The sequence below is a fragment of the Thioclava sp. F42-5 genome (assembly GCF_002213195.1).
Lineage (GTDB): Bacteria > Pseudomonadota > Alphaproteobacteria > Rhodobacterales > Rhodobacteraceae > Thioclava > Thioclava nitratireducens.
In genome coordinates this window covers 316,478-332,990 of the sequence record NZ_NBNZ01000004.1, presented here as the reverse complement: position 1 = coordinate 332,990, position 16,513 = coordinate 316,478, and the positions used below count along the sequence as shown (strand labels likewise).

The following is a 16,513-nucleotide window of genomic DNA, read 5'->3' as shown; positions in this document are numbered from 1 at the left end:
CGGCCACATCCCTCCGACGGTGGAAGCTGGCATTCAAGCACCGACTTCGGGCGCCTATTGACGGAGCGATATCAAAGGTGTGTCCGGCGTCCGCCGAGCCGGTGCAGGCCGGCTTTCGACGAAGACGCCATTCATGACCTTTCAGACCAGTGGAACCGCTTTCAAGACAATGTCGTCCAGCCCCTCGCCGCCGGCGGCTGCATAGTCCCGCAACTGCACGCGCATACGCGGCTCCCAGAAGTCGGCGATGTGGGCGGCAACTTTGGCGGGGGCATCGTCGCCCGGCTGGGTCTTGAAGAAGGTGGCGATCTGGTTCGCCATGCGGATCATCTTGTCAGGCGACATTTGCAGCCTCTTCATTGATACGATTTGGATGGGAATAAAGGCCAGCCACCGGCCGCGGGTGAACGCGGCAAGTGTGATCCCAGCCCGCTCGACAGAGAGCTGGGAGCTGATTGCAACCGCGCCGTGGCCCGCCTGGATCAGCGCCACTTTGCGCGGGCGCCCGGCCCGGCGCCCCGACATGCGTCCACATACTCATTCCGCCGCGGGCAGGATGCGGCGCGAGCGTTCGGCCTGTGCCGCGTAATCCTCCTGCCAGTCGGTCGGCCCGTTCGAGGGCGAGACCTGGACTGCCGTTACCTTGTATTCCGGGCAGTTGGTGGCCCAGTCGGAATAGTCGGTGGTGATGACGTTGGCCTGCGTATCGGGGTGGTGGAAGGTGGTGTAGACAACGCCAGGGCTGACGCGATCAGTCACCTTTGCCTTCAACGTCGTCTCGCCCGACCGCGAGGCCAGCTTTACCCAGTCACCATCGTTCAGGCCACGGTTCTCGGCGTCATGCGGGTGAATCTCCAGCACGTCGCCGTCATGCCACACCACGTTGTCGGTGCGCCGGGTCTGGGCCCCCACATTGTATTGCGACAGGATGCGCCCGGTGGTCAGCAGCAGCGGGAAGCGCGGGCCGGTCTTCTCGTCTGTGGCCACGTATTCGGTGACGATGAAACGCCCCTTACCCCGCACGAAGCCGTCGACATGCATCAACGGTGTGCCCTCCGGGTGGTCTTCGTTGCAGGGCCATTGGATGGAGCCCTTTTCCTCCAGAAGGGCGTAGTCCACACCCGCAAAAGAGGGCGTCGTCGCAGCGATCTCGTCCATGATTTGGCTGGGATGGGTATAAGACCACCCTGCCCCCATGGCATTCGCCAAGAGTTGCGTGACTTCCCAGTCAGCGTAGCCATTCTTGGGTGCCATGACCCGACGCACGCGATTGATGCGGCGTTCGGCGTTGGTGAAGGTTCCGTCCTTCTCGAGGAAGGTCGATCCCGGCAGGAAGACATGGGCGTAATTCGCCGTCTCGTTCAGGAAGAGGTCATGCACGATAACGCAGTCCATAGCCGCCAGCCCGGCCGCCACATGTTTGGTGTCGGGGTCGGATTGCAGGATATCCTCGCCCTGACAATAGAGCCCCTTGAAGCTGCCCTCGACTGCCGCATCCAGCATGTTGGGGATGCGCAGGCCGGGCTCCGGGTCGATCTGAACGCCCCAGGTGGTTTCGAAAATCTCGCGCACCTCGGGCAGTTTCACGTGGCGATAGCCCGGCAGCTCATGCGGGAAGGACCCCATGTCGCACGAGCCCTGCACGTTGTTCTGCCCGCGCAGCGGATTCACGCCCACACCGGGACGGCCTATATTGCCGGTCAGCATTGCGAGGTTGGCAATCCCCATAACGGTGGTCGAGCCCTGCGAATGCTCGGTCACGCCCAGCCCGTAATAGATCGCGCCGTTGCCGCCACGGGCAAAGGTGCGGGCCGCAGCACGCAGTTCCTCGGCGGGAACGCCGGTCAGAAGCTGGGTCGCCTCGGGGCTGTGTCGGGCCTCCGAGACGAACTCGGCATAGACCTGGAATTCGTCCCAGTCACACCGTTCGCGGATGAACGCCTCGTCCATCAGGCCTTCGGTGACGATCACGTGTGCCAGGGCGGTGACGACGGCGACGTTGGTGCCCGGCGTCAGGGCCAGATGATGAGAGGCCTCGATATGCGCCGATTTCACAAGGTCGATGCGGCGTGGGTCGATCACGATTAGCTTGGCCCCGGCGCGCAGGCGCTTTTTCAGGCGGCTGGCGAAGACCGGATGGCCATCGGTCGGGTTCGCGCCGATGACGATCACCACATCGGTTTGCTCGACGCTGTCGAAATCCTGTGTGCCAGCGCTGGTGCCAAAGGTCTGGCCCAGCCCGTAGCCGGTCGGCGAATGGCAGACGCGGGCGCAGGTGTCGGTGTTGTTGTTGCCGAACACCGCGCGGGTCAGTTTCTGCACGAGGAAGGTTTCCTCGTTGGTGCAGCGGCTGGAGGTGATCACTCCGATGGACTTCTTGCCATAGGTGTCCTGCAACGCGCGCAGGCGGTTCGCGGCAAAGGTCAGCGCCTCGTCCCAGCTGACTTCGCGCCACGGCTCGTCGATGGTGTCGCGGATCATCGGGTTGAGGATGCGGTCGCGGTGGTTGGCATAGCCATAGGCAAAGCGGCCCTTGACGCAGCTGTGCCCGCGATTGGCCTTGCCGTGCTTGTAGGGGACCATCCGGACCAGATCGTCACCCTGCATTTCCGCCTTGAACGAGCAGCCCACGCCGCAATAGGCGCAGGTGGTCACGACGGACCGATCCGGCGTGCCCATCTCGATGATGGATTTTTCCTGCAAGGTCGCGGTGGGGCAGGCCTGCACGCAGGCTCCGCAGGACACGCAATCCGACGACAGGAAGTCATCGCCGGCGCCACCCGCCGACACGCGGCTGTCAAACCCGCGCCCCGCGATGGTCAGAGCAAAGGTGCCCTGCACCTCTTCGCAGGCGCGGACGCAGCGGTTGCAGACGATGCACTTGGACGGATCGTAGCTGAAATAGGGGTTGGAGTCGTCCTTGGGCAGCCATTCGGGATTGGCTTCGCCGCTGGTGTTGCGGGCGGAGAAGTGATTGGCCAAGCCGCCGTTTTCCGGCGCCTTGTAGCGCACGTCGCGCAGCCCGACAGCGCCCGCCATGTCCTGCAACTCGCAGTCGCCATTGGCCGAGCAGGTCAGGCAGTCCAGCGGATGGTCGGAGATATAAAGCTCCATCACGCCCTTGCGGATCTTGCGCACCTTGGTCGAGTTGGTGTCCACCACCATGCCCGGCGCGACCGGCGTCGTGCAGGAGGCCGGGGTGCCCCGGCGGCCTTCGATTTCCACAGCGCAAAGGCGGCAGGATCCGAACGCCTCAAGATTGTCCGAAGCACAGAGTTTGGGAATTTGGATGCCGATTTCGGCAGCGGCGCGCAGCACCGACGTGCCCTCGGGCACCGTGACCTCGAACCCGTCGATGGTCAGGGTGACCGGCTTGCCCTTCCTGGCGGGCGTGCCCATGTCGCGGTCGACTGGAATGATGAAATCCTTCATTCGGCGGCCTCCTTCAGGCGAGCGAAATCGTCGGGGAAATGGGTGACAGCGGACATGACCGGAAACGGCGTAAAGCCTCCCAGCGCGCAGAGCGAACCGTCCTTCATCGTCTCGCACAGGTCGGCCAGCAGCGGCAGCGCGTCGGCGTCGCCCTGTGCGATGCGGTCGATGGTTTCGACACCGCGCACCGCGCCGATCCGGCAGGGGGTGCATTTGCCACAGCTTTCGACGGCGCAGAACTCCATCGCGAAGCGCGCCATGCCCAGCATGTCGGTGGTGTCGTCAAAGACGGTCAGGCCCGCATGGCCGATCAACCCGCCCGCCGCGTCGAACTCCTCGTAGCCCAGCAGTGTGTCGAACTTGCTGAGCGGCATATAGGCCCCCAGCGGCCCGCCAACCTGCACCGCCTTGACCGGACGGCCCGACAGAGTGCCACCCCCGAGATCGTTGACCACCTCTCCGAGGCTGATACCGAAGGCGGTTTCGAACAGCCCGCCGCGCGCCACGTTGCCTGCGATCTGCAGCGTCACGGTCCCACGCGACCGGCCAAGGCCGAAATCGGCGTAAGCCTGCGCGCCCTTTTCGAAGATTACCGGCACCGTAGCGAGGCTGATGACGTTGTTAACCACGGTCGGGCGTCCAAGGAATCCCTCGAGCGCGGGCAGCGGCGGCTTGGCACGGACCACGCCGCGCTTACCTTCGAGCGAGTTGAGCAATGACGTTTCCTCGCCGCAGACATAGGCGCCCGCGCCTTTGCGGATTTCCATGTCGAAGGCGCGGCCAGAGCCCAGAACGTCAGGGCCCAGCAGCCCTTCGGCCCGGGCGACCTCCACCGCACGGGTCATCACGGCAATCGCGTCAGGATATTCCGAGCGCAGGTAGACGTAGCCCTTGGTGGCACCGACGCCGATCCCGGCGATGGTCATGCCCTCGATCAGGGTAAAGGGGTCGCCTTCCATCAGCATGCGGTCGGCAAAGGTCGCGCTGTCGCCTTCGTCAGCGTTGCAGACGATGTATTTCTGCGGCGCGTCAGCATCGTGCACGGTCTGCCACTTGATGCCGGTTGGGAAGCCAGCGCCACCCCTTCCGCGCAGGCCGGACGTCTTGACTTCGTCAACGATCTCCTGCCCGGTCATCGCCAGCGCGCGGCGCAGCCCGGCAAGGCCACCATGCGCCCGATAATCGGCCAGCGACAGCGGATCGATCACGCCGACACGGGCAAAGGTGAGGCGGGTCTGGCGCTTCATCCAGTCAAGGTTTTCGACCGGGCCAAGCGCCTTGGCGCTGCTACCATCCAGAATACCCGCCACATCGGACGGCTCGGCAGGACCAAAACCGTGGCGCACGCCATCCACTTCGACCTCGACCAGCGGTTCCAGCCAGATCATCCCGCGTGAGCCGGTCCGCACGATCTGTGCCTCGGGGGCCGCAGCGCGCAGGGCGGAAACCACTTCCTCGGCCCCCAGTGCCTTGGCCGCGCTGTCCATCGGAACGTAAATTTTCATGCGTCCATCTCCGCCAGAAGCTTGTCCAGTTTCGCGGCATCGACGCGCCCCACCACCCGGTCATCCACCATCGCGGCGGGCGCACAGGCACACATCCCAAGGCAATAAACCGGCTCGATCGTCACCGCGCCATTGGCGGTGGTGTCGTGCCATTCGAGCCCCAGCTTGGCCAGCAGCGCATCGGCCACCGCCGCGCCGCCAACCGACCGGCAGGCCTCGGCGCGACAGATTTTCAGAACATGACGCCCGGCGGGCTTTTCGCGGAAGTCATGGTAAAAAGTGATCACGCCATGCAATTCGGCGCGGGTGATGTTCAGGGCATCACAGATCGGCCCATGAGCCTGCGTGGGGATATACCCGAACGCCTCCTGCAAAGCATGCAGCATCGGCAGAAGCGGCCCTTCAAGGGCGCGGTGGGCGTCGACGATCCGAGCGATCTCGTCGCCGTCGATAACGGTGGCAGGCTGGGCCATGGCTGTCGTCCTCCAATTTGGCATACGTTGGCACACGGTGGGGAGCCCTGATCAATAACGGCGTTCCGTGGGGCGATAGGGATTTTGGATCAAGCGGCGGGCAGGCGCCGGGCTTCGGCTAGAAGCGCCGACAGAACGGGGGTTCGCGGGTCACGCTGCGGCAGGATCAGCGCGACCTTCTGTGGCCGCGACGCGCCTTCGAGCGGCACCAGCGCGACGTCTTTTCCGCCTGCGACGAACTCGGCCACGTCCTGGGGCAGCACGGTCATGCAGTGGCCCGACGCCACGCTCGCGACCAGCGCGATGATGGAATTCGCCTCGATACAGGTCGCCGGGGTCACGCCGCTTTCGGCAAAGAGCCGATTGATGATCCGCCGGTTCTGCATGTCAGGTGTCAGCAGTGCCAGCGTCTGCCCTTCCAGGTCGGACCAAGACATCTTGGGCTTATCCGCAAATGGAGAATTGCGGGCACAGACGACTATATAGCTTTCGTCATAGAGTTCTGCGGTATCGACCCGGCCGAGAGGCTCGTTTTCCAAGTAGGAAATCCCGGCATCGGCCTCGAAATCGTCGAGCATTTGCAGGATCTCGCGCGAGTTGCGCGACAGTATGGTGAAGCGCACGCCCGGATGACGCTTGGCGAAGGTGGTGCAAAGCCGCCCGGCCCAGGTCTGCGCGGTGGGGATCACCGCCAGCCGCACCTCGCCAGTCAAGCCGTGCCGACTGTTCCGCATCTCGTCCTGCAATTGCCGCGCATCCTCGACGATGCGCTTGGCCCAGGACAAGGCGGTCTGGCCTTCAGGTGTCAGCCCCCCAAACCGCGAGCCACGATGCACCAGCTGCACGCCCAGCTGCGCTTCCAGCTGCTTGATCCCGGCGGACAGCGTCGGTTGCGCGATATTCATCCGCTCGGCCGCACGCCCGAAATGCCCCTCTTTGGCCAGCGCGATGAACATTTCCAGCTTGTCCAGCATCGGCGGTCTTTCCTGCGGCGCTCTCGTAGAAGGCCGGGGCGCGCAACGCACGCCCCGGCCCCATTTCATCATTCACCCGGAACGGCTTGCAGTTCCGGTTCGTCGTGGTGGTGGTGTTCCTTGACGGGCTTCATCATCAGGTTGGCAAAGAACGCCACGACCAACAGCGCCGCCATGCAATACATGGTGGTGTTGTAGAGCGACGGGGTCGGGTCAATCGTGCCGGCTGGCGCGATTTCCATCAGCTTGGCGATAGTCACGGTCTTGGCCGCGGCCAGCTGATCCAATTGCGTCAACGGGGCGCCGAATTTCTCGGCAAAGGCCGCCGGATCGACCTTGGCGGCCAGATCCTGGATCGCGTTCGTCACCGACATCTGCCGCAGCGAGGTGATGGCCAGTGGCCCCAGCACGCCTGCGGTGGACCACGCCGTCAGCAGCCGCCCGTGGATGCCGCCCACATGCATGGTTCCGAACATGTCCGCGAGGTATGCCGGGATCGTCGCGAACCCGCCGCCATACATCGAGAAGATGATCATCGTCGCGGCGTAGAAGCCGATCAGGTAGACGATCGACGGGTTGGTGGCCACAGCTGTGGCGAAATAGGGGATCGACAGATACAGGATCGTGCCCAAGACGAAGAAGCACATGTATGTCGCCTTGCGCCCGATGTAGTCCGAGGTCGACGCCCAGAAGAAGCGCCCCACCATATTGAAGACCGAGATCATCAGCACATAGGTCGAGGCGAACGCTGCCGTGACCACCAAAGGCATCACCGTGCCGAAGATTTCCGACATCATGGTTTTGGCCACGCCGATCACGCCGATACCGGCGGTCACGTTGAAGCACAGCATGAGCCACATCTGCCAGAACTGCGGCGTCTTCAGTGATTGATCGATATGGACGTTGTTCTGAGACACCATGCCCGAGGCGACGGGCTTGGGCTGCCATCCGGCGGGCTTCCAGTCTTCGGCAGGCACGCGATACTGGAACGAGGCCAGGATCATGACGATGAAATAGACGATGCCCAGCGTCATGAAAGTCTGTGCCGCACCCGTATTGCCGGTGCCCACGACATAGACACCCGCCTGACCGCCGAAATCCGCTGCTTGCGCGGCACTGGCCACCACGACCTCGACCTTGCCCGCGGCGGTTTCGGCAAAGACACGACCGTTCTCGACCACGGTCGCGACAGCGTCTCGCGCGCCGAGGAAGTCGGGGGCCTTCTGGAACACGCCCAACAGCCAGCCTTGAACCGGAGCCGCGATCATCGCGCCGCCGCCGAAGCCCATGATCGCCATGCCCGTCGCCATGCCCCGCCGGTCGGGGAACCAGCGGATCAGCGTCGACACCGGCGAGACATAGCCCAGCCCCAGCCCGCAGCCGCCCAGCACGCCGTAACCCAGATAGATCAGCCAAAGCTGGTGCGCGGCGATGCCGAACGAGCCGATGATGAAACCGCCGCCCCAAAGGAACGCGGCCACCACGCCGACCATGCGCGGCCCGACGTCTTCCAGCCACTTGCCCGCGAAGGCCGCGGCGAGGCCCAGAAACACGATCGCGACCGAGAAGATCCAGACGACCGAGCTCAGCGACCAGTCTTCGGCGGCGGGCGCGACCACGCCCAACGCGCGGGTCAGAGCCGGGTTGAACACCGACCAGGCGTAGACGGAGCCGATGCACAGATGAATGGCGATGGATGCCGGCGGAACCCGCCAGCGGTTGAAACCGGGTTCGGCGACGATGTGGCTTTTGTGCAAAAAGCCCAGCGCCCCGCCAGAAGCGTTGCTCATTTAGTTTCCTCCCATGTTCTTGACAGAACGCCCCGGTCTCCTCCCCGAGCCGCTCCGGCGGCATGCAACGGCATGCGCGGACACAAGCAGGCAATTCAGTCCTTGCGTTGTCAAGAAAATTATTATTTGTTATCAGCTACTTATGAGGACACAATGTCCTGCCACGCTCTCTCGCTTTCGAATAAGTTGGACATTTTGTCCCGCCCCACGCAACGCGGGTCCGCGAAATCTGGTCATTGTGTCCGGATCAGTCGGCAACAGCGGCGGGCAGGACGATTTCAAACCGGCTGCCACCTCCGGGCATCGAGCGCACGGAAATCCGTCCGCCGGCGCGACTCACGAGTTGCTGGCTGATCGACAGGCCCAGTCCCGTGCCCTGCGCCTGCTTGGTGGTGAAGAACGGGTCGAAGATGCGCGGTAGGACCGACGGGTCGATGCCGGTGCCGGTATCCTCTACGCTCAGAATGACCTCGCCGGCCTCCTCGGCCGTGGCCACGCGAAGTGTCCCGCCGCCGGGCATGGCTTGGACTGCGTTCAGAATCAGGTTGACGATGACCTGCTGCAATTCCGTCCGCGACATATGTACTTGCGACTTGCTCTCGGTCTCAACCACACTCGTGATGCCCGCCGCCTGAATCTGGTGCCGGGTCAAGACGAGGCAATCACGGGCTACTTGCGAGAGGTCCACCAGCCTGTCTGCGCCGGAATATTCCTCGGGGCGCGCGAAATGCAGCAGCTTCGAGACGATGACACCGATGCGATAGACTTGGTCGTCGATCAGGCGGAACTCTTCTTCGGCCCGGCGGCCGTCCTCGCCAAGGTTGCTGCGCGCAAGGTCCAAATTGCCTTGGATCACCGCGACCGGATTGTTGATTTCATGCGCGACAGAAGCCGTGATCTCGCCCACGGCGGCCAGTTTCTCGGAGATGATCAGGCGTTCGGTAGTTCGCTCCAGCCGCTGGTTGGCCTCGTGCAACTCGCGGGTGCGCTCCTCCACGCGGTGCTCCAGCGTCTCACCCCATTGTCGCAGCTCGCGGTCGCGTTGTTGGAGCCGGTCTAGCAGGCTGTCGAAATGTCGTGCGACCTGTGCGATCTCGCCATCCGTTTCGACCGGAGCGTTGCGTGCCCCCAGATCGCCGCTTTCCACCCGGTCGATGGTGCGGGTCATCCCTTCGAGCGGGCGAAAGATACGCCGGGCCCATCGCAGGAAAACAGGAACCGACGCCAGTGCGATGAACAGGAACGCAAGGCTCAGCGTGATGACCGAATTGCGCTTGGCTGCGCTGAACGGCGCTTCGAGAAAGCCGACATAAAGCATCCCTACCGGTGTCCCGAAACTGTCGAGAATGGGTTCATAGGCCGAGATATACCAGTCATTGACGACAAAGGCGCGATCCAGCCAGATGTATCCTTCGCCCAGAACCCGTGCGCGGACCGCGGCAGAGACACGCGTTCCCAGCGCCCGCACATTCTCAAAGAGGCGGACATTGGTGGAAATACGCACGTCATCCAGAAACAGCGTCGCCGTGCCTTGGCTGCCCTCGGGCAGGCTTTCGGCGCGGTAGACGAGTGCGTTGATCGTGTCGATGAAACCGAGGTTTCGGTTCAGCAGGACGCCCCCCGCCAAGGCCACCCGCGTCCCGTCCGGAAGCGTCAGCGGGGCGGCTGAATGAATGACCATGCCGCGCGTCTCGACGGTGCGCTCCGTGGGCACCGCGCCGCGGGTGGGAACCAAGGGAATTTCCGCTTGCGCAGCCAGATCGGGGGATATCGCTGCCAAGGTATCTGCATCGAACACGTCGATCTTGCTTTGCCACTTCCCATCGAGCGCATCTTTTACGACGGGCCACGTCGTATCCCGCGTGATATGCAGGAAATCGAGCCCGAGCCGCGCACGCTCCTGCTCCAGGAAGGCGTCGGTCGTGCCGTTCTCGAGCGCGGTTTGCAGCGCCACAGACCGCGCGACAGCATCGATATGCTCACCAGAGGTCTCAACCAGCCGCCCGAGATATTGATCCGCGATGGTCAGGTCGCCGGTGACCTTGTTGAGCAGGATCGCGTCCACCTTGCCCGACCAGCGCCAGATGGTGCCGCCCAGCAAGACCGGCAAGAGCACAAGCATCGGCAGCAGCGCGATCACCAGCAAGCGCACGCGGACGGATCGCAAGGCTTTGGGCGCGCGCAGCATTATCTACAGGCCCCAGGCCGCGCATTTTCGGTCAATCGTCTTGCGCGAGACACCCAAGCGCCGCGCGGCCTCGGCCCTGTTACCGCCAAGCGCCTCGAGAGCGCGAAGAATTTCGCGCTTTTCCATGTCCTCCAGTGGCGCAATTTCGCCCGGCGCAATGGCGTCCCCGAGCGTTTCCAGCGGGAACCGCCCAAAGATAAGCGCGCGCTCGACAAAATTGTGCAGCTCACGAATATTTCCAGGCCAGTCGTGGCGCAGCATGGCCGACCTGACTGCGGAGGTCATCTCGACCATCGGTAGGTTGAGCGCTGCCGCGATTTCGGTCTGGAACAGCTCGGCGAGGTCCAGAACATCGGTGCCGCGATCCTTGAGAGGGGGCATGGCCACCTCGATGACGTTGATGCGAAACAGCAGGTCCTCGCGGAAATGACCCTCATGGACAGCCTTTTGCAGCGACTTGCTGGACGCGATGACAAAACGCAGGTCCAGTTGCACGTCGCGGCCGGTGCCGATGGGTCGGATCACGCCGTCTTCGAGCACGCGCAGAAGCGCCGTCTGCGCGTTTGCGCTCAACTCGCTGACATCGTCGAGGAAAACGGTCCCTCCCGAGGCCTGAGCAAGCAATCCCTCGCGTCCGGCCTGTGCGCCGTTAAAGGCTCCGGCGCCGTGACCGAACAATTCGTATTCGATCATGTCCGCGGGAATGGCGCCGCACTGGATCGCGACGAACGGGGACGCGCCGCGCCCGGACCGGCCATGCAGATGGCGCGCGGCGACTTCTTTGCCCGACCCGGACGGGCCGGTGATGAGCACCGGCGTCGACAAGGGTGCCACGCGCTCCAACAGCGCTCGGACCTCAGCAATTACAGGCGAGGCCCCGATCAGTTCCTTGCGGCGATTGCCGCTGGCGGCCGTCTCCAGTTCTCGCCGCAAAAGTGCATTTTCGCGTCTCAACTTCGCCAGTTCCAGACACTTGCGCAGAGCGTTCAGGATCTGGTTCGAGCGGAAAGGTTTGATCAGGAAGTCCGAGGCACCCGCACGCATGGCCTCGATCGCCGTCTGCAAATCGGCATAGGCCGTTATCAGGATCGTATCGGTAAAGCCGCCCTTGGAGCGCTGCGCCTGAAGCCAGTCGAGACCTTTCTGCCCCGGCATGATATTGTCGAGAACCATTATGTCATATTGGCGCACCGCGAGCATCGCTTCGGCGGCGCGGGTGTCTTCTGCGCTGTCCACATGGCGTGCGAGGGGATTCAGCGTGTTGACGAGGAAATGTCGCATCCCCGGCTCGTCATCGACGATGAGAATACGCGCCGCCCTGAGCGGATCGCTCCCGTCTTCGGGCGCTTGCAGCATGCATTCCTCCCAATTGCTGCGGCCAGAAGACTATGCAATTTCCTGCAAGTTTTCCCGCACACTATATCTCATGCGCCAAACGGTCAGAAATTCAAGGCTGGCATTCCTTTTTTCGGAAGCGCATTTATCGGCAAGATTTACCTTTCGCGGCGAATGTCGGCACACTACGGATATTTCATGACACGTATTCTCCTTCTTGCTGCGGCTTTGTCCGGCCTGCTGGCCGGACCGGCTGCGGCCGAAAAGCAAATCTACAATGTCACGCTGGGCCGCCGCCCCTTGGGCTCGCTGCAATTCGAAGGACAAGGCAGCAATGCGACGCTGCGGCTATCGCTCGACAACACGCCGTTCGGCTTGGACGACGGAACCTTCGAGGCGGTGACGCAGGCCAAAGGTAATGAGGTCGATTACCTTGGGACGAGCCGGGGCAGCGAAACACGCGATATCGCGATCGTCCGTAAAGCGGACACCGTGACGGCCGTGACGATTACCCCACACTCTGAAATGACCGAGATGACGGACGCCGGAAAAGTCCCCCCCGGTGTGATCTCCCCGACCGAATTCTTCGCAAAGCTGGCAAACGGTGAAACCTGTCCTTCGCCGATGGCCATGTATGATGGCCGACGCGTGGTTCAGATGGCCACGACGGCGAAGAAGCAAAACGATGACACGGTGATCTGCGACATGTCCTACAAAGTTGCGATGGGGCCTGGGTATGTCTTTCCGTTTTACTTCAAGTCGTTCGATGTGCAGCTTGCTTATACCGCCCGCAAGCTCGCCACATTCGCCATGAGTGCCGGTGGGTTCACGGTGCGCCTGATCCGGCAGTAGCCACAAGCCGCAGAAAGGTCAGCCCATAGAAACCTAGAAGTCTTCGGCACATGGCAGCTGCGGGCGCTATGAACGGCGGCCCAAATAATCAGATCGCTATAGCCTCGGAAATCGCGAGGTCTTCTTCGAGTTCGAAACCAGACTATCGAGTGCTGTCCATCTTCGTGCGACCGAGCAGTCGAACCGCGCGCTGATTTCATGTCTTAAGGTGGATCCGCGCAACTTTGGTCCGGCAGAAAGAATGCGTGGCGAATGAAGCAGGCGCGCAGACCTGACAATCTTGCCTTCGACGTGCCGCGCAAGGGAAGCGAACTCCTCAGAAGATTCGGTGCCCGACCCGCATGACGTGTCGGATATCTGGTAGTTTGGGGAAAGGAGCCCCGGCGGAGTCCCAGGCCAATTTCGACCGAAATGCCAGCAGACCCAACGCAAGGTAAGGCAAAAGCTTCGCTAGATATCAGGTATTTAAGTGGTGCCCGGAGGCGGATTCGAACCACCGACACGCGGATTTTCAATTAGCCTTCAAGTCCAAGCACGCTGTTACAGAAAAGCTCATCCTGCAACTTAGCTAATTGAAAAGATTGCCTTTTGCCGATGGCAGACCGTCTCAATCCGTCTCGCGGCTGAGCATTCAAACGCACTGCTCCTGCTACCCCAGTGATACCCAAGGGAGCACTATGACGCCTGTTCGCCTCTACGCAGAGCCTTGGCGAAGGAACATTGGCGCGCCAGTTGGCATTCGTCGCAACGAGGATTGCGCGCGCGACAGACCTTGGCCGCGAAATCAAGAACGGCCCAGTTAGTTTCCACCGGCGATGACCGAACCAGCCAAGCCGCGGCCGACTGCAACCACGGGTCATGCCGTATGTCCGCAAGGCGGCGTGGTCTCAGGACGCGCTCGATCACACGCGCCATGTTGACATCAACTAGTGGACGCGGCTCGCCGTGCTGGAACAGCAGTATGGCATTGCCAACGTACTGGCCCACCGCTGGCACCTTCGCCAGTTCCTTCCCGGTCCTTGGGAAAGCGCCGCCATGTTCGTCGGCATACCGGGCAAGCGCTCCGAGAGAGGCCGCCCTTCGACGCCACAAGCCGAGGGGTTGGAGGTATTGGCCAAGCTCCGTCTCGGGACACGATGCTATGGCGTGCCAGTTGGGGAATCGTTCGAAGAAGTCAGCGTAGATCGCCGATACGGTTTCGCGCCGGGTGCGTTGCAGGAGAACCTCCACGCAAACGCGCTCGTAGACACTGGCCCCGGATCGACGCCACGGGAAAGCTTCATCGTGCTCACCCCACCACGACAGCAAGGCACCTCGCAGGCGCGTCAGCTTGCGTTTCTCCGATGGCGTCAGGGTTTGGGAGCTATCGTGTTCGGGCATTGCCGCGTGTTCGTTTTTCGTTCTTTTTTCTATTGCCTGTTGCGTTAAGGCTATCTTAGTCAGGAAGCATGACAATCGGGCAGGTTTAGTCGTTCACACCGCCGCTCGAACAAGATATGCTCAACCTGAAACCACAACAACTGACCTTCTGGGACATGCTCGAAACCACCACCACACCCCATGACCTCGCAACGGATGGCACGGCCCTCACAACGGGATCGAACCGTCGCCCGATGCACATGGTGGACCTGTTCGCAGGCTGTGGAGGCCTATCGATGGGGTTCGAGAACGCGCACTTCCTTCCGGTGTTCGTGAACGAACTGAACGCGGATGCGATGGCGACATACCTGAAGAATCGGCATCACGTCCTCGGGGGAATGCACTTCTCTGCCAACGAGGATCTTCGGTGCAACGACGCGAACGAGCTACGTGGCCCACGTCTGGACCAGTTGGTTGCCGACCTCAAGAACCTGCCCGAGCTTGGCCTGTCGTACGACAAGGGCGCGTCCGAACGCGCGGGAGCCGGGTCGAACCTTGACGTGCTGGCCGGTGGTCCCCCCTGCCAGGGCTACTCGGGTATCGGCATTCGTCGCTCGTATGACGTGGACAAGGCCGACCTGCCGTCGAACCACCTGTTCGTGCGCATGGCGCATGTCATCCGGCGCCTGCGTCCCCGCATCTTCCTTTTCGAGAACGTTCAAGGGCTATTGAACGCCAAGTGGACGCGCGGCGGTACGGACAAGATATTCCCTGACGTTCTCGCGGAATTCCGCTCGATACCGGGCTACACGGTTCGGTACTCGCTCGTGAAAGCCAAGGACTACGGGGTGCCGCAGAACCGGCCCCGCGTGCTGTTGGTAGGTGTCCGGCACGACGTTCTGGAAGCGTGCGATTTCCTTGACCCGTCCGCCCATCCCGAGGACGCGGTGAAATGTGGCTTCCTGCCACGACCCACGGGGGGCTTCCCCGACCTTATCGACTTGCTCGGCGACCTTATCGACGAAAACATCCCCGGCATTCTCGCGAGCGGTGATTTCCCGAAAGGTCCATTCGTCACGAAGGCCTATCCGAGGGCACCGCAGAACGATCTACAGCGCAAACTCAGGACAGCACCCCCGTGGTTCCACTCCAAGACCGTTCCCCTAACGGAACAGGAGTACAGCAAGCACAAGCCGAACATCGTCGCGAAGTTCCAGCACATGCTGGACAACGACGGCGAAATCCCGGCGCAATTCCAGACCAAGAAATTCTCGCAGCGCGTGTTGCGTGCCCGGTGGGGTAACACCCAGCCGAACATCACGGCGACTTCGCTTGCGGATGACTACGTGCATTTCGGCCAGCCGCGCGCGTTGACGGTGCGCGAGTGGGCGCGCCTTCAAATGTTCCCGGATTGGTACCAATTTGCCGGGAAGCGCACGACCGGCGGCCTGCGTCGCGCAGGGAACCCCCTCGAAGGCATGTTCGACCGCGAGGTTCCAAAGTACACGCAGATCGGCAACGCAGTCCCTGTTGGACTTGCCGAAGCGGTTGGCAAGCATTTCCGCAGGGTTATCGAGTCCGCCACCTAGGCGCTGAAAAGCCCGAGCTTTCCGGCAATGGCGTTCTGAATACTCGCGCGCACGTTGACCTTGAAGGCATTAGAAAAGTTGCTGTCGAATATCTCGGCAAGCGACAAGGCCACACCCGACTTGGTTGCCATGCCCCAATAATTCCCACCAGTCAGGTTGGCAACGCGCTTGACTGCCATCTGCGTGCTGCTGTTGGGCATGCGCCCCTCTTTCTGTGAGGGAACCGTGACGAACGAGTAACTAAACCTTCGCAGGTGTTTCACGCTATAGCCGTTCATCCCGATATGGATATTCGTCCCCGGCCCGAAGCTTGCACGGTACACCATGTCCCAGAGCATCGGTACTTGGGCATTGTCGTTCCAATTCGTTTTGCACTGGATGATCCCGAGTTCAATATCACCGATGCGCTTTGCAACCTCCTTGTCCAATTCAGACATGAAGGACTTGCCCGGATCGGGAAAGTCAAAGTCGTCTGGATAAACGATCACGCAAACATCCGACTCGGTATTCGTCTGGTGGTTGCCGTAGCGTATCGTGGTAGCGTCCAGTAGTGTTCTTGGCACCACGGCTTGCGACTGGCGCATGGCAACCGCGTTCGTCCCAGAGAAAACAAGGTTCAGGTACCACGTTACAAGGCTTTCCCAGCCCGCTCCCCCACCCGAAAGCGAACCTTGGTCACGACCGCCAGTATTCGTGGCGAAGAACACCTCGCGCAGGTGATTGCCAAGCTCGTGAACTTTCTTCGCATCCGAGAAATTGCCGGAGAGTTTCGACAATTCGATTTCCCACACCGGCCAGCAATCCTGCCATGTCTTGATGCCCTTGATTGCATCCATGGCCAGCGCGCGATGATTCTCAGCGGTCATTGTCTGCCTCTCCGTTTCTTTTCGTGATTACACGGGGTCCAGCTTTGGGCCAAGCCGCGTGGCGACCTAAAGCCACCACGGTCCAGCGCAGGCCGATCCAAAACCCTGCAAACCCTCTAAGGTTGTCCCTGACGCGGCTCATCCGCCCAG

12 protein-coding genes are annotated in these 16,513 nt (G+C 62.0%); 2 read left to right on the top strand and 10 right to left on the bottom strand.

The genetic code is table 11. The features are described 5' to 3' along the window. Positions 1–141: 141 nt before the first annotated feature. The 8 genes from B6V74_RS13180 to B6V74_RS13145 form a co-directional block, all read right to left on the bottom strand. On the bottom strand, positions 142–345 hold the full coding sequence (locus tag B6V74_RS13180) for a formate dehydrogenase subunit delta (protein WP_088723074.1): 204 nt from the start codon (positions 343–345) through the stop codon (positions 142–144). Between the two features lie 192 nt (positions 346–537). Beyond that, entirely contained in the window at positions 538–3,432 is a 2,895-nt protein-coding gene (fdhF, locus tag B6V74_RS13175; RefSeq protein ID WP_088723020.1) for a formate dehydrogenase subunit alpha, read from the bottom strand. Then, a complete protein-coding gene (locus B6V74_RS13170) occupies positions 3,429–4,937 on the bottom strand; it encodes a formate dehydrogenase beta subunit (protein WP_088723019.1) in 1,509 nt (502 codons plus the stop codon). The genes fdhF and B6V74_RS13170 overlap by 4 nt, the downstream gene beginning before the upstream one ends. Further along, the gene (locus B6V74_RS13165; RefSeq protein ID WP_088723018.1) at positions 4,934–5,410 is read right to left on the bottom strand and encodes a formate dehydrogenase subunit gamma; all 477 of its coding nucleotides are present in this window, start codon (positions 5,408–5,410) and stop codon (positions 4,934–4,936) included. The genes B6V74_RS13170 and B6V74_RS13165 overlap by 4 nt, the downstream gene beginning before the upstream one ends. An 89-nt stretch (positions 5,411–5,499) precedes the next feature. Continuing rightward, positions 5,500–6,384 carry a LysR family transcriptional regulator gene (locus tag B6V74_RS13160; RefSeq protein WP_075777248.1) on the bottom strand — a complete coding sequence of 295 codons (885 nt, stop codon included), beginning with the start codon at positions 6,382–6,384 and terminating at the stop codon, positions 5,500–5,502. 68 nt (positions 6,385–6,452) lie between these two features. Next, on the bottom strand, positions 6,453–8,174 hold the full coding sequence (locus B6V74_RS13155; RefSeq protein WP_075777247.1) for an OFA family MFS transporter: 1,722 nt from the start codon (positions 8,172–8,174) through the stop codon (positions 6,453–6,455). A 247-nt stretch (positions 8,175–8,421) separates the two neighbouring features. Beyond that, entirely contained in the window at positions 8,422–10,362 is a 1,941-nt protein-coding gene (locus tag B6V74_RS13150) for an ATP-binding protein (protein WP_075777246.1), read from the bottom strand. Positions 10,363–10,365: 3 nt separating this feature from the next. After that, entirely contained in the window at positions 10,366–11,718 is a 1,353-nt protein-coding gene (locus tag B6V74_RS13145) for a sigma-54 dependent transcriptional regulator (RefSeq protein WP_088723017.1), read from the bottom strand. 177 nt (positions 11,719–11,895) lie between these two features. Between B6V74_RS13145 and B6V74_RS13140 the strand changes: the two genes are divergently transcribed. Continuing rightward, positions 11,896–12,549 (top strand): hypothetical protein, encoded by a 654-nt coding sequence (locus tag B6V74_RS13140; protein WP_146694556.1) that lies wholly within the window; start codon positions 11,896–11,898, stop codon positions 12,547–12,549. Between the two features lie 675 nt (positions 12,550–13,224). Here B6V74_RS13140 and B6V74_RS13135 read toward each other — a convergent pair. Then, on the bottom strand, positions 13,225–13,929 hold the full coding sequence (locus B6V74_RS13135) for a hypothetical protein (RefSeq protein ID WP_088723015.1): 705 nt from the start codon (positions 13,927–13,929) through the stop codon (positions 13,225–13,227). 116 nt (positions 13,930–14,045) lie between these two features. Here B6V74_RS13135 and B6V74_RS13130 point away from each other — a divergent pair, with 116 nt between their 5' ends. Continuing rightward, positions 14,046–15,497 (top strand): DNA cytosine methyltransferase, encoded by a 1,452-nt coding sequence (locus B6V74_RS13130; protein ID WP_206185205.1) that lies wholly within the window; start codon positions 14,046–14,048, stop codon positions 15,495–15,497. Here B6V74_RS13130 and B6V74_RS13125 read toward each other — a convergent pair. Further along, on the bottom strand, positions 15,494–16,363 hold the full coding sequence (locus B6V74_RS13125; RefSeq protein ID WP_088723014.1) for a hypothetical protein: 870 nt from the start codon (positions 16,361–16,363) through the stop codon (positions 15,494–15,496). The genes B6V74_RS13130 and B6V74_RS13125 overlap by 4 nt on opposite strands. Between the last annotated feature and the right edge of the window lie 150 nt (positions 16,364–16,513).